Raw genomic sequence first — 19,332 nt, 5'->3', positions numbered from 1 at the left:
TTGAGATTGTACGCCGTTTCCTGGAGCCCACGACACCCCTTGATCCAGGAACGGAACAATCGAAATGAACGACATTAGTCAGAACGTTAACGGCGGCAGCGTGTTCAGGGTGGACAAGTTCGTCGTCCCGGCCGCCGCTCGCGAGGAGATCCTCGTCAAGGTCAGGACGACGCACGAATTGCTGCGCCAACAGCAGGGTTTCGTGCAGGATTTCCTGCTCGAGCAGTTTTCGGGGCCGGGTGAATTCAACCTGGTGACGATCGTCGAATGGGAGAGCAAGGCGGCCGTCGACATGGTCGTGCCGATCGTCAAGGCCGCGCAAGAGCGTGTCGCGTTCGATCCGCAGGAGACGATTGCCCGGCTCGGGGTGCGCGCTGACATCGCCAACTATCAGCGGATTCCAGGAGTGTAGCTCACGGCCAGCCGACGCCAGGTGCCGGCGCATCCACGCTGAGCACCTGGCCGGTTCTGATATCGCTGACCATGTGCTCGAAGCCACGCCACTCGGCGGCTGCGATGAACAGCGTTTGCCTGTCCGCGCCGCCCAGCATGCAGGCAAAACAGCCGCGATCGACAGCAACGGTCCGCAGCACCTCGCCGCCTTCGCGCACCCGCACGCAGTGTTTGTTGGGAACATCTGCGTACCAGACCGCCCCTTCGGCGTCGAGACAGATGCCATCCGGATAGCCGTCGAGCTCGGCCCAGACGCGCCGGTTGGACAGGGCGCCATCAATGGCGATGTCGAAAGCGATCAGCCGGTTGGCGTGCGATTCGGCAAGGATCAGCGTCCGGTTGTCCGCGGTCACCGCCATGCCGTTGGCGAAGGCGATATTGTCAGCCACTTGCCGGATCGCGCCGTCCGGTGTGATCAGCACGATGGTGCCCGGACCGAAAGGCTGGCCGGCGGTAGGCGTCGGTCCGCCGCCATTGACATAGGCATTGCCGCGCCCGTCGACGACGATCTCGTTCCATGGGCTTTTCGACAGGCCGCGCAGATCGGCAACGGTGACGAGCCTGCCATCGGCTTCTTGCCGAAGCAGCAGGCCTTCGCGGCCCGAGACGACGAGCAGCCGGCCGTCCGGCAGCCAGTCGATGGAGTAGGGCAAGGTGGCGGGTATAGTGACCATGAGTTCGGTTTTGCCATGCGCATCGATCGCGATGATCTCGCCGGTGCCCCAATTGCACAGCCATAGGCGTCCATCGTGCCAGCGCGGTGATTCACCGAAGGCGAGGCCGGTTGTAAGGAGACGAGCTTTGGTGCCGGATGATGTCTGCATGATCTGAAGCCTCGGTTGGGCGTCGTCGGCATCTGCGGGCGCGATCAGACGCTTTTACACCAAGGACGGATGCGGGAGCGGTTCGCCGACAGTGGCTTACGGCTTTTCGCTCAGAAAAAACGCTCCATCGACATGGCCGTTGGCGGAGCGTGCGACTGCCCGAAGACCGATGGACCTTGCCCATTCATCCTCGCCGCCGATTGTCGCGTTGCGGGCAGGGGGTGTTTCGGCTATTGAGGCCGGACCTGAAACAGGGACCGCCCCCAGCCCATGAGCCTTGTCGACACGGTCAAGAACGCGTTCGTACCGATCCACCGCGAAGGTTATCCGTTCATCGCGGCCTTTGGCGCGGCAACGCTCTTCCTCGGCTATTTCTCATCGATTCTTTTCTGGATCGGCCTGATCCTGACGGCTTGGTGCGTCTATTTCTTCCGCGATCCCGAACGCGTCACGCCGGTCGACGACGGCCTTGTGGTGAGCCCCGCCGACGGCATCATCTCGGCGGTCGGCCCGGCCCTGCCGCCGCGCGAACTTGGCCTCGGCAACGTCGAGATGACCCGCATCTCGGTGTTCATGAATGTCTTTTCCTGCCATGTGAATCGCGCTCCGGTGCGCGGCCGTATAGCCAGGATCGAACATCGGCCGGGAAAATTCCTCAACGCCGAACTCGACAAGGCCAGCACCGAAAACGAGCGCAACGGCCTGGTTATCGAGAGCCCCAACGGCACGGTCGCCGCCGTCCAGATCGCCGGCCTGGTGGCGCGCCGCATCGTCTGCTGGGCGGAAGCCGGCACTTCGATCGGCACCGGCGAGCGCTTCGGCCTGATCCGCTTCGGCTCGCGCGTCGATGTCTTCCTGCCTTTGACCGCGACGCCGCGCGTCGCCGTTGGCCAGACGGCGGTCGGCGGCGAAACCGTGCTCGCCGAATTCGGTGGCGTCGCCGGCACCCCCCTCGTACGGATTTCCTGAGCGGTGGGCACGCAATACAAAAAGTTCGAGGCCCATGCCAGCGGCGGTCCGCGCATCCGCGAGATCCCGATGCGCATGGTGCTGCCCAATCTGGTCACCGTGCTTGCCATCTGCGCCGGCCTGTCCGGCATCCGTTTCGCCTTCGAGGACCGCTTCGAGACCGCGGTGGTCATGGTGCTGCTCGCGGCGTTTCTCGATGGCATTGACGGCCGTCTGGCGCGAATGCTGAAGGCGACGTCCAAATTCGGTGCGCAGATGGATTCGCTCGCCGACATCGTCAATTTCGGCGTCGCGCCTGCTTTGGTGCTCTATGCCTTCCTGCTCGACCGCGCCGGCTCGCCGGGCTGGATCGCGGCGCTCCTGTTCACCATCGCCTGCGGGCTGAGGCTTGCCCGCTTCAACGTGCTCGACGACGACAAGGCCGAACGCCCGCTGTGGCAGTCCGAATATTTCGTCGGTGTGCCGGCTCCGGCGGGTGCGGTGCTGGTGATGCTGCCGCTCTATCTGTTTTTCCTGCGGCTCGGCATTGAGCCAAGCCGGCCGGCCGCGTTCGTCGCAACCGGCTTCACCATTCTGGTCGCCTTCCTGCTGGTCAGCCGGCTACCGGTCTATTCCGGCAAGAGCGTCAAGATTCCTGGTGACAGGGTGTTGCCGGTCATTCTGGCCGTCGTGCTCTACGTCCTCCTGCTGATGACCTATCCCTGGTACACGCTGACGGCGTCGGTCGCGGGCTATCTGATCTTCCTGCCGTTTTCCGTCCGCGCCTACTCCAAGCGTGCTAAGCTCGAGGGCGAGAAGGTGCCGCCTTCGGACATAGGTTAGAAGGTCCACCGAAGTCCTTGCTCTGACTCAGGCCGCGACGCCGAGCCCCAGCCGGTCGATCGCCAGCTTCCTGGTCGAGACATAATCGGTCTTGCCGGAACCGAGCACCGGGATTTCTTCCACCTTGACGATGTCGTTGGGCACCATCAATTCGGCGGCGCCGGCTTTCTTGCCGAACTGACGCAGTTCTTCGGGATTGGCATCGTCGGCGGTCGTGACCAGCACGATGCGTTCGCCGCGCCTCTTGTCGGGCACCGCCACCGCCGCATGGCTCTCTTCCGGCCACAGCGACTGCACCAGCATCTCGACCGCGCCCAGCGACACCATCTCGCCGGCGATCTTGGCGAAGCGCTTGGCGCGGCCGCGAATGGTGATGAAGCCTTCGCGATCGACGGCGACGATGTCGCCGGTGTCGTGCCAGCCGGTCAGTGGCTGCAACTCACCGGGACGGTCCGCCGTCATATAGCCCATCATCAGGTTCGGCCCGTCGAGCCACAACTGGCCGGCGTCCGAGATGCCTTCGACCGGTTCCAGCTTCATGCGCATCGCCGGCAGGAGTCGGCCCACCGTGCCGTCGCGGCCGTGGATCGCGGTATTGACGGCAACCACCGGTGCTGCCTCGGTCAGCCCGAAACCTTCGACGATCTCAGCCTGGAAACGCTCGCGATAGACGCGGCGCGTTTCCGGCTTCACCGCTTCCGCGCCGGCAACGACAAAGCGCAGGCTGGAGAAATCGCCGTCCTTGGCGGTGCGCGCATAGTTGGCGAGGAACGTGTCGGTGCCGAACATGATGGTCGGCTTCACCTTGCGGGCGATCTCGGGGATGATCTTGTAGTGGAGGGGCGAGGGGTAGAGGAACAGCTTTACCCCGGTCACTAGCGGCAGGATGGTGCCACCCGTCAGGCCGAAGGAATGAAACACCGGCAGCACGTTGAGCAGGATGTCGGCCGGCGAGATGGTGATGCGCGCCTCGGCCTGCATGGCGTTGGCGTAAAGGTTCTTTTGCGACAGAACAACTGCCTTCGGCGTGCCTTCCGAACCCGAGGTGAACAGGATCACGCCCGGCTTGGCCGCATCCTGCCGCTGCAGCGGCAGGCGCCACAGCAGGGCGGCGGCAAACTTGTCCAGCGTGGTGACGTTCTGCCTCGCATCTTCGAGCCACAGCAGCCTGGCGCCGCCCTTTTCGATCGCCGCGACAATATCGGCAAGATCGGCCTTCTCGACGAAAGCGCGGGAGGAAACGACGGTGCGGATGACGGCTGTCCGCACCGCCGCCGTGACGCTCGCCGGCCCGGCCGTATAGTTTATCATCGCCGCCACGCGGCCCGCCGAGAGAAGGCCGACCAACGACAACACGACGCCATTGGCGTTGGGCAGCATTATCCCCATCGCCTCGCCTGGTGCCGTCACCGCCTCGAAGCGCCTGCCCAGCACGCGCGCGCCGATGAACGTCTTGCGGTAGCTCAGCGCGCCCGAGATGACATCCTCGATGATCGGATGCGAGGCGCCGACGCGGCTCGCCGCATCGCGCATGGCCAGGAACAGGCCGCGATCAAGGTCGGAGCCGAAAAGCCGCGCCTCGGCGACGCGGTCGAACAGCGCATTGGTGTTCGATGACTGATCTGGATTGCGCGCCACCAGTTCGGCGATCGTCATCGGCTCCAGAACGTTGATCGACAGGCGCGGAAACCAGTGCCGGGGCGCCTTGTCGGCCGGCGTCAGCGATACCGGCAGGCTGCGTGCGCCGGCGATGAAGATCGGCACGATACGGGCGTCGGCCTGCATGGCGATGCGGGTGACGGCGCGAAACAGCCGAAACGTCTTGATGTCAGGCTCGACCGCGTCCGGCAGATAGACGGCGAGCCGACCCTTGCCCTTCAGCACGCGCACCAGCCGGCGGCTGACGAAGAGATGTTCGGCATTGAAGGCGATGCTGCGGCCAAGCTCACGCCATGGTTCGAGCCAGGGCGAACGTGCCGAGACCTCGTCGAGTATATGCAGCGTGTCATCCGGCAGCAGCGACAGCATCAGCGCCTGCTCGAAGCGCGATTGGTGCGAGATGACGTAGATGACCGGAGCCTGCGCCTTGCGCGCGATCCCGATGCGATTGTCGCTGATCCTGTAGGCGAGCTTGAACGGCACATAAAGCAGCGCCTGGGTGAAACGCATGCCGAGGCGGAATTTCTCCACCACGCCGATCAGCAGCCAGGCCACGACGAGACCCGCAAGCAGCGCCAGTGTCAGGATCATGCCGCCTCTCTCCCAACGGTTCTTGTCATCGCGGCTCTTCGGCGACCGCTTCGGGGCAGAGCCTAGCGGAAGCCGGAGCAAGGTCAATGCGGCGTGGCGATCGAAGCGGAGCTTCGATTTTACGCGGGAACACTGATGGCCAAAAGTTCGAGCGCAATCGCTTGAAAGGTGACGTCACGTGTCGTAAATAAAGTGACACGTGGCGGAGAAATGAGAATGGCTAGTTTCCCAATGGCATTTGCAGAGGCGCCGCGCATGGAGCCGGAGTTCGAGCGACTGGTCGACCTATTTGGCGGGCCGAAAGTTCTTGGATTTTCAGTATCCAGTCCGCTCGAGGCACATGAAATGATCCTGCACGGAATTCCGAGCCAAGCCCTGGAAAGCCTTGTGGATCACCTCACCGTCATTGACCTTGCCGATGCTTTCGAGACGGCATTCGGCATGAGCGAGCGAACATTTCAGCGGCATAAATCGGATCATTCCAGGACCCTTAGTCGGGAGCAAGGCTCCAGAACCTGGAATTTCGCCAGGGTTCTGACGAAGGCCACGTCCGTCCTTGGAACCCAGGAAGAGGCTGAGAAATGGATGATTCAGCCCGCGATGGGTTTGGACAACCGGCGGCCGATCGATCTGCTGGCAACGGCCGCGGGTACGATAATTGTACAAGAATTTCTTGAGCGGCTCGACTACGGTGTCTACGCGTGACGCCCCTGCCAGGTTCTCTGGGGACAGGAGATGTCCTTGGCTGGAGACTGGACAACAAACGCTTCGAGGCAATTTGGGACAGCGGTGAGGGAGCGTTCAAACTCGGTGGAAGATGGAACAGCAAAGGCGTCAGGGCCGTGTATGCGTGCATTGACCCCTCGACTGCCATTCTAGAGGTGGCCGTCCACAAGGGGTTTCGGACGCTCGATACTGTTCCTCATGTGCTGACGGCATTTGACGTCGCCGATCCATCCAGGATTCATGTGGTTAAGATTGACGATCTTCCAAATGCAAACTGGCTGCGCCCCGGCATTCCCAGCGCGGGACAGCAGCAGTTTGGTGACAGTCTGCTGGCAAGGCATCCCTTGTTTCTAGTCCCCAGCACGGTATCCCAGCACAGCTGGAACCTGGTGTTCGACCCCGGCCGAGCCGCTGGCCTCTACAGGCTGCACCTTCAAGAGGATTTCGCGCTCGATACAAGGCTTCATCCGCCAGCGAGATAGTTGTCCGGCCGGGGTAGGAGAGGCGCACGACGCACTCTCATGCCGCCTTCAGCCGACCGCTGATGAAACGGAACTCCTGCGTCTTGCCACCATAGCCATAAGCGGCTGCCGGCACCTCATGCACGAAGGCATAGCTTTCGTCATGCACGCCGCCCAGCAGGCGGCCAAAGGCATCGAAGAGAGCCTTGAGATAGGCTTCCAGCTCGAGCTTGGTGTTGGTGCCGTCGACGACCTTGATATCCAGCCAGTATGTGTTGTTGCCATGCTCCGCCAGCGACTTGCCGCCGGCGAACCAGTGCCGCGGATCGACATAGGATACGGCGACGGCGGTGATCGTCGGGTCCTTGCGCAGTTGCTTGGCGGTGATCTCGGTGATTTCCCTGGCAATCTCGGCTGACAAGGTGGTGTCTGGCTTGCCGGTGACGCTGATGTTGATGATGGGCATTTTTCTTCTCCTTGTTTCCAGCGGCGACTGATCGCCGTTGGAGAGACCTTGTCATCATCCTGGAATCAAAAAAATCGAATTGTTTTCAACAGAAGATTCGATAGGATCGAATTATGGAAACGCTCGATCCGGATCTGCTCAAAACCTTCCTCGCTTTTGTCGACAGCGGCTCGCTGGCACAGGCGGCTTCCAGCGTCGGCCGTTCGCCTTCGGCTGTGACCGCCCAGATGCAGCGGCTGGAGGAGGTCGTCGGCGAGCCGTTGCTGACGCCGCAGGGGCGGGGTCGTGGGCTGACGTCGGCAGGAGAAGACCTAGTCGGCCATGCCAGGCGCATTCTTGCCGTGCATCGCGAGGCGTGGCTGGCCTTGAAGGGGGCACGGGCTGCCGGGCGTATCGCCATCGGCACGACGCAGGATTTTGCCGACAGCGGCCTGCCGGACCTGCTGCGTGCCTTCGCCACCAGCCATCCGCGCGTCAGGATCGAATTGCGGGTTGGCCGCTCCGCCGAACTGGCGCAGGCGCTGCAGGCCGGCGGCCTCGATCTGGCGATCGTCATGCGCCAGGCGGCGGCGCCGGACGAGGTCGGCGTCCTGCGCGAGCCGATGATATGGCTGTGTTCACAGAAGGGACTGGCCTCGCGGCAGGAAGAACTGCCGCTGGCATTGCTGGACCCCTATTGCGGTTTTCGCGAAGCAGCACTCGCAGCGCTCGATGCCGCCGGCCGCCGCTACCGCATCGCCGCCGGAAGCGCCAGCCTGGCCGGCCTGCGCGCCGCGGTGAACGCCGGCGTTGCGCTGACCTTGCGAACCCCGCGCTTTGCCCATTCCGGCATCGACGAAGCGCCGCGAGAGTTTGGCTTGCCATCGGTTCCGATGGCAGAGTTCGCGATCCGGTTGCGTCGTGGCGCCGATGCCCCGGCCAGTGATTTGGCGGCGCTCCTTAGTGGCAACCTGGCTTCGTTTGGGCATCCCGGTTGAAATCACGGCCCCCTCCATCTCCCGTCCAGGCCTGAGCAAAGAAAAAGCCGACCTTGCGGTCGGGCCCTTCTAGCAAAGAAAAAGCCGACCTTGCGGTCGGGCCCATTTAGCAAAGAAAAAGCCGACCTTGCGGTCGGCTTGGGAGTAGGACGGGCCGAGGGGTTTGGGGGGACTTGGGGGTGGCCCGTCGCACCAATAATGCCTGACCGCGATGATGGTTCCGTGACTGTGTCACTTTTTTAAGAAATATTTGGCGCTGCGCCTTGGGAGCGGGCCACCAGCCAGTCGCGACCTGCATGGGCGAAAACCGCGCAGAGCACGATGGCGCCGCCGACCATACTGGCGACGGGCGGTATCTCGGCCAGGAACAGGAAGGCAAACAGGATCGCGAACGGCACTTCCGCTGAGCCGAGCAGGCCGGATTCAGGTGCCGGGATAAGCCTCGCGCCCTCCGTCCACAGGATCGAAGCCAGCGCGAACGACCCGCCGAAAGTGACGAGCAGAACGGCATCCCTGGCCGAGACCGCCAAGGGATCGGTGACGAACCAGCCGAGAATGAACAACAGAAAGGCCGAAACCGCGCCGGCCCACACCACCGGCGTGTCGCGGAAGGCGCGCACCATGATCATGTAGAGCGCGCTGCCGGCCGTCATCAGCAGCGCCAACCCGTCGCCGAACAGATTGCCGGTGCCGAAGCCCGACCAGACCATGATGGTTACGCCGCACAGCGACACGGCGGCCGCGAGCATCGTTTGCAGGCGAAAAGGTTCGCGCACCAGCGCCCAGGCCAGCAGGGCGGCAATGAAGGGGGACGTTGCGTAGATGACCGCGACATTGGCGACGTAGGTGAATTTGAACGCCGAGATGAAGGCGATGCTGGCCAGCGCGCCTTCCGCCGCCAGCAGCCAGCCGCGCCAGCCAAGCCGCAGCGTGTCGCGGTTGCTCGAGCGGTGGCGGCGCCACAGCACATAGAGGCTGATCAGGATCGAGCCGACAAAGCCACGCCAGCAGGTGATCGTCAGCGGATCGGCGTGGATCGACTTGGTCAGTACACCGGTCAGGCCGAACACCGCCGCCGACGACGACACCAGTATGATGCCAAGCGTGCGTTCGGTGGTTTCCGCTGGGGTGGCCGTCATGTCAGTCATGCCGACACCCTACGCCGCCCCGTCCTGACATCGTAGTGTCAGCAGCAAGCGCCATACACATCACAGCCGCTTGCGGAAATGCTCGCCGCCGACGATCAGCAGCCCGGCGGCGATGATCAGCGCGGCGCCGAGAAACACTTCGCGGCGCGGTACGTCGCCCCAGATCGCAAAGCCAAGTGCGAACGCCCACAACAGCGAACTATATTCAAGCGGCGCGAGGATCGATGCCGGCGTCCGTTTCATGCCTTCGAAGAGCAGATATTGCGCCAGGCCGCCGAGCGCGCCGACGCTGGCGAGCAGCAGCAACTGGCTCAGATCGGGCGTATGCCACCACAACATTGCCGGCACCGCCGAAAACACCAGGAAATAGAAATTGTTGAGGAGCAGCTGGATCATCGAGCGTTCGGCAAGCGCTGTCTTGCGCAGGAGCACGACGGCGATGGCCCACAAAAGCGCGGCCGCCAGAACCAGCAGCACAGGCACGGACAGACCGAGATGGGTCGGGTCGCAAGCGACGAAGACACCGACAAAGCCGATCAGGACCGCCAGCCAGCGCAGCATCGGCACCTTTTCGCCGAGCAGGAACACCGACAGCACGGTGACGATGATTGGCGCCGCGTAATACACAGTCGTCAGTTCGGCGAGCTGCAGGCTGCGGGCGGCGTTGTAGTAACAGAGCCAGGCGGCGAGCGTGAAAGCGCTGCGCACCAGCATTGGCCGCACGATCGGCAAGCGCACCGTGTCGGCGAACAGCTGTCGCCCGCCGATCGCCGCGCAGGCGCTCAAAATGGTGATGCTGCGGAAGAACATGATCTGCCAGACCGTCATCCCGGTCACCAGCAGCTTGATCGAGGCGTCCTGCGTCGAAAACAAGAGATAGGCCGCACCGGTCAACAGGATTCCGGCGAGAACCCTTTCGCGTGTTTCGAGAATGGCAACATCGGCCATGGGTGCGGACCAAAAGTGCGGGAGCGACAGGAATACGACAGGAGCAACGCGAGGACTCCAGGAAATCTAGCCTCGGCTCCCAGCTATACGGGGGAAACTCGACACAGCGCTACGCCAGCCCTGGGCTTGCGTTGGGGCAGGAATTACGAGCTTGCTTCCAGAATGCGATTGGCAGTTATATTTGACGAAGCCACGCTGCTCGCTGGCCGCAAAGCGAAAGAGGCGACGAAATGGACGCAACCGAACTCAAAGCCATGCAGGCGCCGTTGAAGCAGGCCTATCGCGACGACGCTTCGCAGGCGCTGATCACGTTGAAGGCGCGAGGCTCGATCGACGACCAGTCGGTCGCCTGCAAGGTCGAGACGGGCAGGGCGATCGCCATCGCCGGTCTGCATCCGGCGACAGGTGGCTCGGGGCTTGAACTCTGCTCGGGCGACATGTTGCTGGAAGCACTGGTGGCCTGTGCCGGCGTGACGTTGAAGGCGGTGGCGACGGCGCTCGAGTTCAAGCTCGGTGCCGCCACGGTGGAAGCCGAAGGCGATCTCGATTTTCGCGGCACGCTCGGTGTTGCCAGGGATGCGCCGGTCGGATTTCGTGCCATCCGGCTCAATTTCGCTCTCGATACGGACGAACCGCAGGAGCGCATCGATTCGTTGCTGAAGCTGACCGAACGCTACTGTGTGGTGTTCCAGACCATCAACCAGAAGCCGGAATTGACCGTGAGCGCCCGGCGCTGAAGTTGCGATCTCCCCCACGAGAGGGGAGATCGGGTGTCTCTACGGCTTCGGCAACGGATGCTTACTGCGCCGACGGCTGCTCGGCGTCGCCCTCATCGGTGAAAGGCGAGGCGCTCGGCACGCATTGCACCGACCAGCCGGTCGGTGTCGGCTGCTTCTGATATTCGGTGATGGCGGCGGTGCACTGCTCGCGCTTGTCGAAGGTGCTGGGCAGCACCACCATGCCGCCCTGCGGGCCGGCGATTACCAGATACCAGACCAACGCTGCGGTCGTAGCCATGGGGATGTCCTTGTTCTGCCCAGCCGGGCGCTTGTTGTTATGGAGTCGCTATGATCCTACCAACTCTACGGAAACGACGAAAGCATGGCAGGAGGGCAGCCTTTTCCGCTCTGATCACAGCCGCGTGATCACCTATATTGGATTTAGGAGCCAGGCAACGCTGCTCAGTCAGTCGCAAAACAATAGAACAGGCCGTCGCCGCCGGTACCCTTCAGTGCCTCCTGGCTGCAGCCGCCCCGCGAAGCATGGGAGGAATTCCACGACTTCGCCGCCGCCGAATCGTCAAGGCCGGTGCGATCATGATGGCCCATCATCGCCGCCCCTTCGGCGCCGCTCATCGTCCAGTCGCCGCAGGTCTGGTCGGCGATCCTGGTGCCGTCGGGCTTCGAGCCCGTCAGCATGTCGTGCCGATTTGGCGTGTCACCGCGCCCATTGACCACTTCGCCCTTCTCGGTCAGAGCCGTCTGCTTGGTGATGCCATTGGCGTTGCCGTGCAACGAGGCGACATCGTCGGCGATTTTCTCGCCCTTGGCGTTGAACCAAGGGCCTTTGCCGATACGGTCGCGGGCATCCTCGGCACTGGTCGAGAGGTAGGCGGCCCAGCTCTTGCCGGTGACGCCGGCGGCTTCGGCCAGCGAAGCGCAATGCGCGTCGGCGCCTTTCAGGCCACCGAGATCGGCACCCTTGCCGGAGCCGACACTGGTGACGAAGAAACTCATCTTGGCATCTTGGGAAACGGCTACACCGGCTGTCGCGCCGAGAGCGGCCACAACGGCGGTGGCGCCAACGAGAAGAAGTCTACCCATATCGGTCCTCCGGTTTTCAAATGTCCTACGTCAGGAGAAACGTAGCCGGAGGCGCTTTTAATCCCTCGCGCGTGCCACTCAAATGTGGAGAGCCCGGTCGGGGAGCGGGCAAAAACTGATGCGCGGGTCTATTCGGGCTGCCTGTAGGCGACGAAGCGATTGTGCTTGGCCTGGAAGATCAGTCCGGTCTCTTTCAGCTCCGGGCTGGCCAAAGGCACGATGTGCCTGGCGATGTCTTGGGGATGCGGCAGCGTCTCGCGATCCTCTCCGGGTATGGCCTGAGCCCGCATGGCGGTGCGGGTGGCGCCGGGGTCGGCGGCGTTGACGCGCAGCGGCAGGCTTTGCGTCTCGTGCGCCCAGGAGCGCATCATCGTCTCGACCGCCGCCTTCGATGCCGCGTAGGGCGCCCAGAAGGCGCGCGCCGAATGGGCCACGTTGGACGACAGGATGATGGCCCGGCCGGCGTCCGAGAGCCGCAGCAGCGGGTCGACCGAGCGGATCAGCCGCCAGGTCGAGGTGACGTTGATGGTCATCACCTTCTCGAAGGTTTTTGCCTCGACATGGCCGATCGGCGAGATGACGCCGAGCACGCCGGCATTGGCGACGAGAATGTCGAGCTTGCCCCAGCGCTCGTGGATGGCGCCGCCCAGCCGATCGATGCCGGCCATGTCGGCGAGATCGAGCGGCACCAGCGTCGCCTGGCCGCCGGCAGCCTTGATCTGGTCGTCGAGTTCTTCCAGCCCACCGACCGTGCGTGCCACCGCAATGACGTGCGCGCCGGCGGCGGCCAGTTCCCTGGCGATGAAATAGCCGATGCCGCGCGAGGCGCCGGTGACGACCGCAACGCGGCCGGTAAGGTCGAGGGTCATGCTATGGATTCCGGAAATCTGGCTCGGGCGAATGACAGGCCGGCAATCCTACGTCCCGCTCGTCGCCAGCAGCGACAGCGTGCGCACATTGTCGTGGCCTTCGAAGTCGAGCAGGCGGGTCGGATACTGGCCGGTGAAGCAGGCGTCGCAGAACTGCGGTTGGTCGTCATTGCGGCTCGCTTCGCCGACGGCGCGGTAGAGGCCATTGATCGACAGGAAACCGAGCGAATCGACGCGGATGAACTCGGCCATCTCTTCCACCGACATGCGCGAAGCCAAGAGCTTCGACTTCTCCGGCGTATCGACGCCATAGAAGCAGGAGGCGCTGGTCGGCGGCGAGGCGATGCGCATATGAACTTCCTTGGCGCCGGCATCGCGCACCATCTGCACGATCTTCTGGCTGGTGGTGCCGCGCACGATCGAATCGTCGACCAGAACCACGCGCTTGCCTTCGATCATCCGGCGGTTGGCGTTGTGCTTCAGCTTGACGCCCATATGGCGGATCGAATCGCCCGGCTGGATGAAGGTGCGGCCGACATAGTGGTTGCGGATGATGCCGAGCTCGAAGGGAATGCCGGCAGCTTGGCTAAAGCCGATTGCCGCCGGGGTGCCCGAGTCCGGCACCGGCACGACGATGTCGGCCTCGACGGGATTTTCCTGCGCCAGTTCGGCGCCGATGCGTTTGCGCACTTCGTAGACGTTGCGGCCTTCGACCGAGGAATCCGGCCGCGCGAAATAGACATACTCGAAGATGCAGAAGCGTGTCTTCTGCGGCTCGAACGGGAACAGGCTTTCAATGCCCTTGGAGGTGACGACGACCATCTCGCCGGGCTTCAGGTCGCGCACGAAACGCGCGCCGATGATGTCGAGCGCGCAGGTCTCGGAGGCGAGGATCCAGGCGCCGTCGAGATCGCCCAGCACCAGCGGGCGGATGCCGAGCGGATCGCGGCAGCCGATCATCTTCTTGGCCGTCATCGCCACCAGCGAGAAGGCGCCTTCGACCTGCCGCACCGCGTCGATGAAGCGCGAGTTGAGGTCACGCTCCTTGCTGGTCGCAACCAGGTGCAAAAGCGTCTCGGTGTCGGAGGTGGAGGAGAAGATCGCACCCTGCTTCTGAAGCGCGCGCTGCACCGTCATGGCGTTGGTGAGGTTGCCGTTGTGGGCGACGGCAAAGCCGCCATCGGCGAGTTCGGCGAAGAAGGGCTGGATGTTGCGCATGCCGGCGCCGCCTGTCGTGGCGTAGCGCGTATGGCCGATGGCGCGGTTGCCTTGCAGGCTGTCGATGACGCGCTGCTTGGTGAAGGTGTCGCCGATCAGGCCGACATGGCGTTCGACATGGAACTGGGTGCCGTCGTAGGAAACGATGCCGGCCGCTTCCTGGCCGCGATGCTGCAGTGCATGCAGACCGAGCGTGACGATCGCTGCCGCATCCTGCCGGCCAAAAATGCCGAACACGCCGCATTCGTCGTGGAAGTGGTCGTCGGCCTCGGCGGAAAGCACGTCGTCTGCGTTTGCCATCTTAAGCTCCGCTAAAATCGCCATATAAGGCGCTCACGCGTCGAAAGCAACGCACACCGCGCGGTCGTTCACACCATCGTCCGCCCTGGCGCCCGTTTCGGGCGTCAGTTTGCCGGTGCTGCCGGCGCCGGCTTGGCAGTGTTGTCTGCTGGCGCGGCTTCATTGTCGTCCGGAGCCGGCGTATTGGCATCGTCACCGCCGGCAGGTGCGTCCGCGGCGGGGGCGTCAGGCGCCGCGGGCGTCTCGGCGCCCGTTTTCGGGCTCAGCTTCTTGAGGATTGCGTTTTCGGCATCGGCGGGCAGCAAGTTCTCAATCTTGGCGCCGATCTGTTCCAGCAAGGGCCGCGACTTGGCATCCGTGACCCAGGCCGGCGCCTTGGCGCCAGCCAGCCAGTTGAAGAACAAAAGCGCCACGGCCACGACCAGAATGCCGCGCGCGGCGCCGTAGAGGAAGCCGAGCGTGCGGTCGAGCGCGCCGATCCGCGAATCGATGATCCAGTCGGCGAGCTTCATGGTGATGACCGAGACGACGATCAGCGCGATGATGAAGACGACGCCGGCGGAGGCCGCCATGGCGATCTTCTCATTTTCGATATAGGGCTTCAGGTAGGGCAGGATCGGCTTGTAGAAGAAGAAAGCCGCCGCCGCCGCCGCCGCCCACGAGACGACCGACAGGACCTCGCGCGAGAAACCGCGAACCATGGCGAGCATCGCCGAGACCAGGGTGAAGCCGACCAGGATTCCGTCAAGCAGCGTAATCGGCATGTCTTTCGCCCCACTCCGATCTCTTTTTCACGGCTCGACGAGCCGCGTCACTCTTCATCGTCGGCGCGGCTGCGCCGTGAGCCGGCTATGCGCGCTACGAGGTCGGCAAGCTCGGTGGGCTGGAAAGCGCCGGCCCCGATCCCTCCAGCAAGTTCCTCGCTGCCCAAGGGCAGAACCGCGCTACCAAAACCCAGCTTTTCGGCTTCCTTGAGGCGCTGCTGCGCATGCGCTACCGGCCTCACAGCACCCGAAAGGCTGATTTCGCCGAAATAGACGCAATCGGCGGGAAGGGCAAGACCGGTGAGCGAGGAAACCAGCGCGGCGGCGACCGCGAGATCGGCCGCCGGTTCGCTGATGCGATAGCCACCGGCAACGTTGAGATAGACATCGTGCTGGCCAAAGCGCACGCCGCAATGGGCTTCGAGCACCGCCAGGATCATCGACAGCCGCGCGCCATCCCAGCCGACCACCGCTCGGCGTGGTGTGCCGAGCGAGGATTGCGCCACCAGGGCCTGGATCTCGACCAGCACCGGCCGCGTCCCCTCCATACCGGCGAAAACGGCCGCGCCTGGCGATTTCGCATGCCGCTCGCCGAGGAACAGCTCGGATGGGTTGGAGACCTCGCGCAAGCCCTTGTCCGACATTTCGAAGACGCCGATCTCGTCTGTCGGCCCGAAGCGGTTTTTTACCGTGCGCAGGATGCGGTAGTGATGGCCACCTTCGCCCTCGAAGTAGAGCACGGCATCGACCATGTGCTCGACCACGCGCGGTCCGGCGATCTGGCCTTCCTTGGTGACATGGCCGACGAGCACGATCGCAGCACCCGTGGATTTCGCATAGCGGATCATCGCCTGGGCAGCGGCACGCACCTGCGTGACGGTGCCCGGCGCCGAATCGGCAAGGTCGGTCCACAGCGTCTGAATGGAATCGAGAATGACCAGATCCGGGCGCTTGCCGTCGGCGATCGTGGCGAGAATGTCCTCGACATTGGTCTCGGCTGCCAGTTCCACCGGCGTATCCGCGACACCCAGCCGCTGCGCCCGCAGCCTGATCTGGGCGACGGCTTCTTCGCCTGAGACATAGACGATGCGGTGGCCTCTCGAGGCCAGAGCGGCGGCGGCCTGGGTGAGAAGCGTCGACTTGCCGATACCGGGATCGCCGCCGACCAGAAGGGCGGAGCCGCGCACGAAGCCGCCGCCAGTGGCGCGGTCGAGTTCGCCGATGCCGGAGATGATGCGCGGTGCATCCTCGATCTCGCCGGAAAGCGTGGTGAGCACCACGGCGCGGCCCTTGCGGGCGTTGCGCGTATTGGCCGGCCCCGAACCGATGCCACCCGACGTGCCTTCCTCGACCAGCGTGTTCCACTCGCCGCAGGCATCGCATTTGCCGGCCCAGCGCTGATGCACGGAGCCGCAATTCTGGCAGATGAACTGGACGCGCGATTTAGCCATGAAGGTGCGTCGTCCGCCAATCGCGGACTGCCATTTCGGACATCTGCCTATTCACCGAACCTCTCGGCGATATGGTGCTCTTCCGCCAAATCCGAGAAGCGGGTGAATTCGCCGTGGAAGGCGAGCGTCACCGTGCCTGTCGGACCATGACGTTGCTTGCCGACGATGACTTCAGCCTTGCCGCGCATCTCGTTCATCTCGTTTTCCCACTTGACGTACTCCTCGGTGCCGGGCTTCGGCTCGCGGTTCTTGAGGTAGTACTCCTCGCGATAAACGAAGATCACGACGTCGGCGTCCTGCTCGATCGAACCGGATTCACGCAAGTCGGAGAGCTGCGGGCGCTTGTCGTCGCGGCTTTCGACCTGACGCGACAGCTGCGAGAGCGCGATGATCGGCACGGCGAGCTCCTTTGCCAACGCTTTGAGGCCGGTGGTGATCTCGGTGATTTCCTGCACGCGGTTCTGCGAAGACTTGGCGCTGGAACCCTGCATCAGCTGGATATAGTCGATGACGATGAGGTCAAGGCCGCGCTGACGCTTGAGCCGACGCGCGCGGGCAGACAATTGCGCGATCGAGATACCACCGGTCTGGTCGATGAACAGCGGGATCTTCTGCATTGTCTGGGAACAGGCGACCAGCTTTTCGAAGTCCATCTCGGTAATTTCACCGCGGCGGATCTTCGATGACGAGATTTCCGTCTGCTCGGAAATGATACGGGTGGCCAGCTGTTCGGACGACATTTCCAGCGAGAAGAAACCGACGACGCCGCCATTGGCCGCCTTGAATGACCCGTCGGCCTGCTGCGCCGGCACATAGGCCTCGGCGACATTGAAGGCGATGTTGGTGGCGAGCGATGTCTTGCCCATGCCGGGACGGCCGGCCAGCACGATCAGGTCGGAAGCCTGCAGGCCGCCCATGCGGCGGTCGAGGTCGCGCATGCCTGTGGCAAGACCCGAAAGGTGCCCATCGCGCATATAGGCGGCATTCGCCAGGTCGACCGCGGTCTTGACCGCGTCGGTGAAGCTCTCGAAGCCGCCATCGTAGCGGCCGGTTTCGGCGAGTTCGAACAGCCGGCGCTCTGCGTCCTCGATCTGCTCGGAAGGCGACATGTCGACCGGCGCGTCATAGGCGATGTTGACCATGTCCTCGCCGACGGTGATCAGCGCACGGCGCGTCGCCAGGTCATAGATGGCGCGGCCGTAGTCGGTGGCGTTGACGACGGTGACGGCTTCCACCGCCAGCCGCACGACGTACTGCGCCACCGTCATGTCGCCGACCTTTTCGTCGGCCGGCAGGAAGGTTTTCAGCGTGATCGGCGTTGCCACCTTGCCCATGCGGATGAGCTCGGCCGCGATCTCGAAGATCCTGCGGTGCAGGGGCTCGTAGAAATGGCCTGGCTTCAGGAAATCGGAGACACGGTAGAAGGCATCGTTGTTGACGAGGATCGCGCCGAGCAGCGCCTGCTCGGCCTCGATGTTGTTCGGCGCCTCGCGATAGAGCGGTTGCTCCGCCACGCCGAATTTCCGCGCTGCCTCTGCCATGACATCCCCGATTTCGAACCCGGCTTCTCGATACCAGAACCGGACAATTTGATGCTGACTTATATGCATCAGTGCCCATCCAACCGTCTTTGATGCCCGCTTTTCACAGCGCAAGAATTCGGTGGAAAGAATCCCGGTTGACTCGAATCGAAGCTGCGAGGTTAGCGCCTCTGGAAAGAGAACAAAACAGGAAAATCGCGGATGCCGCGGTCAGATCGATGGGGCTTTGAATTCCTGTGGCCCACAAAAGGTTTCACCGAATATCGCCGAGTTGAAAGGTGATGACCGGAGAGCAGCAGAGCCGTGGCTGCGTTCCGGTTGAAAGGGCGCATCTTCGCGAAATTACGTCCTTGTCACCCGCCCAAAGTGTCGCCCCAGTCCAACCGCCGCGCGGCCTTGAAGGCATCGCCGTCGCGTTTGGTGAACAGTTTTTCGCCGGCGCGGCCATCGTTTTCGCAAAGTTTCAACGACACCTTGCCCGAACCGAATTTCGGCGGCGCGATGACGCGCGCGGCGTGGGAGCCGGCCGGCCTGCGCGACGCGGCGACAAAGATGAATTTCTCGTCTTCCCAAGGCACCTCCGCGTCCTTGGCCAGCCGATGCAGGCGCGAACGGGCGACGCGGCGGGAAAAGTGGCACCAGTCCGGCGGGGTGAGCGGGCAGGGCACCTCGTGCGGACAAGGCGCCAGCAGATGCGCACCGGCCGCGATCAATTGCGCGCGCACCGCCAGTATCCGCTGCCAGCCCGCCGGCGTGCCCGGTTCGATGATCAGCAATGTGTCTGTTGTCAGCCGCCACAGCCGGTCGACCATCTTGGGCAGCGATGCCGGCACGATCTCGTCCAGCACGTAGGCGCAGGTGACGAGGTCCGCGGGCTGAACGTCCGCAAGATCTGTCGTGGCGTCGCCGGCCTGCCAGGCGGTGCGGGCTGTGATGGCGTCGGCGGCAAGCGTCTCGCCCACCTTGCGCACCGCGGCACTCGCCTCCAGCAGCACCGCCTGTTCGAGGTCGGGCCACAGGTCTGTCGTGGCCCAAAGCACCGTACCAGGACCGGCGCCGACATCGAGCAGGGTTTTCGGCATGAAATCCGGCCGGGCCTCGTTCAGCGCGTCGAGGCTGGCGCGGACCGCCGCATAGGTCGCCGGCAGCCGCGTCGCCAGATAGGCCTTGACCGCCATGTCCTGCGCCATGTGCAAGCGGCCGTCGCGCAGTTCGGCGCGGTAGCGGTCCGACAGGGTTTTCGCCGCCTGCTTCAATTCCGGCAGCGGGACTTTTTCCAGGATGCGGTCGACAGCTTGTCGAAGAGGGGCCGGCAGTTCCAT

The 19,332-nt window shown here is 63.7% G+C and carries 20 protein-coding genes; 7 read left to right on the top strand and 13 right to left on the bottom strand.

The window, feature by feature from the left end:
• Positions 1 to 64: 64 nt before the first annotated feature.
• Positions 65 to 412, top strand: a complete 348-nt coding sequence (locus A3AU_RS0113590; RefSeq protein WP_027053324.1) for an antibiotic biosynthesis monooxygenase family protein — start codon at positions 65 to 67, stop codon at positions 410 to 412.
• 1 nt (position 413) lies between these two features.
• On the opposite strand, the gene A3AU_RS0113585 is transcribed toward A3AU_RS0113590, so the two are convergent.
• Positions 414 to 1,277, bottom strand: coding sequence for an SMP-30/gluconolactonase/LRE family protein (locus A3AU_RS0113585; protein ID WP_027053323.1), 864 nt, complete (start codon positions 1,275 to 1,277; stop codon positions 414 to 416).
• Between the two features lie 270 nt (positions 1,278 to 1,547).
• Here A3AU_RS0113585 and A3AU_RS0113580 point away from each other — a divergent pair, with 270 nt between their 5' ends.
• Positions 1,548 to 2,246 carry a phosphatidylserine decarboxylase gene (locus tag A3AU_RS0113580; RefSeq protein WP_027053322.1) on the top strand — a complete coding sequence of 233 codons (699 nt, stop codon included), beginning with the start codon at positions 1,548 to 1,550 and terminating at the stop codon, positions 2,244 to 2,246.
• 3 nt (positions 2,247 to 2,249) lie between these two features.
• Positions 2,250 to 3,068 (top strand): CDP-alcohol phosphatidyltransferase family protein, encoded by an 819-nt coding sequence (locus tag A3AU_RS0113575; protein ID WP_027053321.1) that lies wholly within the window; start codon positions 2,250 to 2,252, stop codon positions 3,066 to 3,068.
• Positions 3,069 to 3,095: 27 nt separating this feature from the next.
• On the opposite strand, the gene A3AU_RS0113570 is transcribed toward A3AU_RS0113575, so the two are convergent.
• The gene (locus A3AU_RS0113570; RefSeq protein WP_027053320.1) at positions 3,096 to 5,318 is read right to left on the bottom strand and encodes an AMP-binding protein; all 2,223 of its coding nucleotides are present in this window, start codon (positions 5,316 to 5,318) and stop codon (positions 3,096 to 3,098) included.
• A gap of 216 nt (positions 5,319 to 5,534) precedes the next feature.
• Here A3AU_RS0113570 and parS point away from each other — a divergent pair, with 216 nt between their 5' ends.
• Positions 5,535 to 6,023 carry a type II RES/Xre toxin-antitoxin system antitoxin gene (gene parS / locus A3AU_RS0113565; RefSeq protein ID WP_081709521.1) on the top strand — a complete coding sequence of 163 codons (489 nt, stop codon included), beginning with the start codon at positions 5,535 to 5,537 and terminating at the stop codon, positions 6,021 to 6,023.
• Complete coding sequence (locus tag A3AU_RS0113560; protein WP_027053318.1) at positions 6,020 to 6,526, top strand: RES family NAD+ phosphorylase; 507 nt, start codon at positions 6,020 to 6,022, stop codon at positions 6,524 to 6,526. The genes parS and A3AU_RS0113560 overlap by 4 nt, the downstream gene beginning before the upstream one ends.
• 37 nt (positions 6,527 to 6,563) lie before the next feature.
• On the opposite strand, the gene A3AU_RS0113555 is transcribed toward A3AU_RS0113560, so the two are convergent.
• Positions 6,564 to 6,971 (bottom strand): tautomerase family protein, encoded by a 408-nt coding sequence (locus A3AU_RS0113555; RefSeq protein WP_027053317.1) that lies wholly within the window; start codon positions 6,969 to 6,971, stop codon positions 6,564 to 6,566.
• Positions 6,972 to 7,084: 113 nt separating this feature from the next.
• On the opposite strand from A3AU_RS0113555, the gene A3AU_RS0113550 reads away from it, so the two are divergent.
• On the top strand, positions 7,085 to 7,948 hold the full coding sequence (locus A3AU_RS0113550) for a LysR substrate-binding domain-containing protein (protein WP_027053316.1): 864 nt from the start codon (positions 7,085 to 7,087) through the stop codon (positions 7,946 to 7,948).
• Positions 7,949 to 8,187: 239 nt separating this feature from the next.
• Here A3AU_RS0113550 and A3AU_RS0113545 read toward each other — a convergent pair whose 3' ends face one another.
• Both A3AU_RS0113545 and A3AU_RS0113540 read right to left on the bottom strand, forming a co-directional pair.
• Positions 8,188 to 9,096 (bottom strand): DMT family transporter, encoded by a 909-nt coding sequence (locus tag A3AU_RS0113545; protein WP_027053315.1) that lies wholly within the window; start codon positions 9,094 to 9,096, stop codon positions 8,188 to 8,190.
• Positions 9,097 to 9,156: 60 nt separating this feature from the next.
• Positions 9,157 to 10,044 (bottom strand): DMT family transporter, encoded by an 888-nt coding sequence (locus A3AU_RS0113540; RefSeq protein WP_027053314.1) that lies wholly within the window; start codon positions 10,042 to 10,044, stop codon positions 9,157 to 9,159.
• Positions 10,045 to 10,274: 230 nt separating this feature from the next.
• Here A3AU_RS0113540 and A3AU_RS0113535 point away from each other — a divergent pair, with 230 nt between their 5' ends.
• A complete protein-coding gene (locus tag A3AU_RS0113535; protein ID WP_027053313.1) occupies positions 10,275 to 10,781 on the top strand; it encodes an OsmC family protein in 507 nt (168 codons plus the stop codon).
• A gap of 61 nt (positions 10,782 to 10,842) precedes the next feature.
• On the opposite strand, the gene A3AU_RS0113530 is transcribed toward A3AU_RS0113535, so the two are convergent.
• The 8 genes from A3AU_RS0113530 to A3AU_RS0113495 all read right to left on the bottom strand — a co-directional run bounded on the left by A3AU_RS0113530 (position 10,843) and on the right by A3AU_RS0113495 (position 19,332).
• On the bottom strand, positions 10,843 to 11,061 hold the full coding sequence (locus A3AU_RS0113530; RefSeq protein ID WP_027053312.1) for a hypothetical protein: 219 nt from the start codon (positions 11,059 to 11,061) through the stop codon (positions 10,843 to 10,845).
• A 164-nt stretch (positions 11,062 to 11,225) separates the two neighbouring features.
• Entirely contained in the window at positions 11,226 to 11,867 is a 642-nt protein-coding gene (locus A3AU_RS0113525) for a hypothetical protein (RefSeq protein ID WP_027053311.1), read from the bottom strand.
• Positions 11,868 to 11,995: 128 nt separating this feature from the next.
• Complete coding sequence (locus tag A3AU_RS0113520; RefSeq protein WP_027053310.1) at positions 11,996 to 12,736, bottom strand: SDR family NAD(P)-dependent oxidoreductase; 741 nt, start codon at positions 12,734 to 12,736, stop codon at positions 11,996 to 11,998.
• Between the two features lie 48 nt (positions 12,737 to 12,784).
• A complete protein-coding gene (purF, locus tag A3AU_RS0113515; protein ID WP_027053309.1) occupies positions 12,785 to 14,254 on the bottom strand; it encodes an amidophosphoribosyltransferase in 1,470 nt (489 codons plus the stop codon).
• Between the two features lie 104 nt (positions 14,255 to 14,358).
• Complete coding sequence (locus tag A3AU_RS0113510) at positions 14,359 to 15,018, bottom strand: CvpA family protein (protein ID WP_027053308.1); 660 nt, start codon at positions 15,016 to 15,018, stop codon at positions 14,359 to 14,361.
• A gap of 47 nt (positions 15,019 to 15,065) precedes the next feature.
• A complete protein-coding gene (radA, locus tag A3AU_RS0113505) occupies positions 15,066 to 16,469 on the bottom strand; it encodes a DNA repair protein RadA (RefSeq protein ID WP_027053307.1) in 1,404 nt (467 codons plus the stop codon).
• A gap of 47 nt (positions 16,470 to 16,516) precedes the next feature.
• Entirely contained in the window at positions 16,517 to 18,010 is a 1,494-nt protein-coding gene (locus A3AU_RS0113500) for a replicative DNA helicase (RefSeq protein WP_027053306.1), read from the bottom strand.
• A 353-nt stretch (positions 18,011 to 18,363) separates the two neighbouring features.
• A complete protein-coding gene (locus A3AU_RS0113495) occupies positions 18,364 to 19,332 on the bottom strand; it encodes a small ribosomal subunit Rsm22 family protein (protein WP_027053305.1) in 969 nt (322 codons plus the stop codon).

Source organism: Mesorhizobium erdmanii USDA 3471 (assembly GCF_000472705.1).
In the GTDB taxonomy this organism is placed as follows: Bacteria; Pseudomonadota; Alphaproteobacteria; order Rhizobiales; family Rhizobiaceae; genus Mesorhizobium; species Mesorhizobium erdmanii.
The sequence above is the reverse complement of the archived record's forward strand: the minus strand, read 5'-3'. Positions and strand labels throughout refer to the sequence as shown.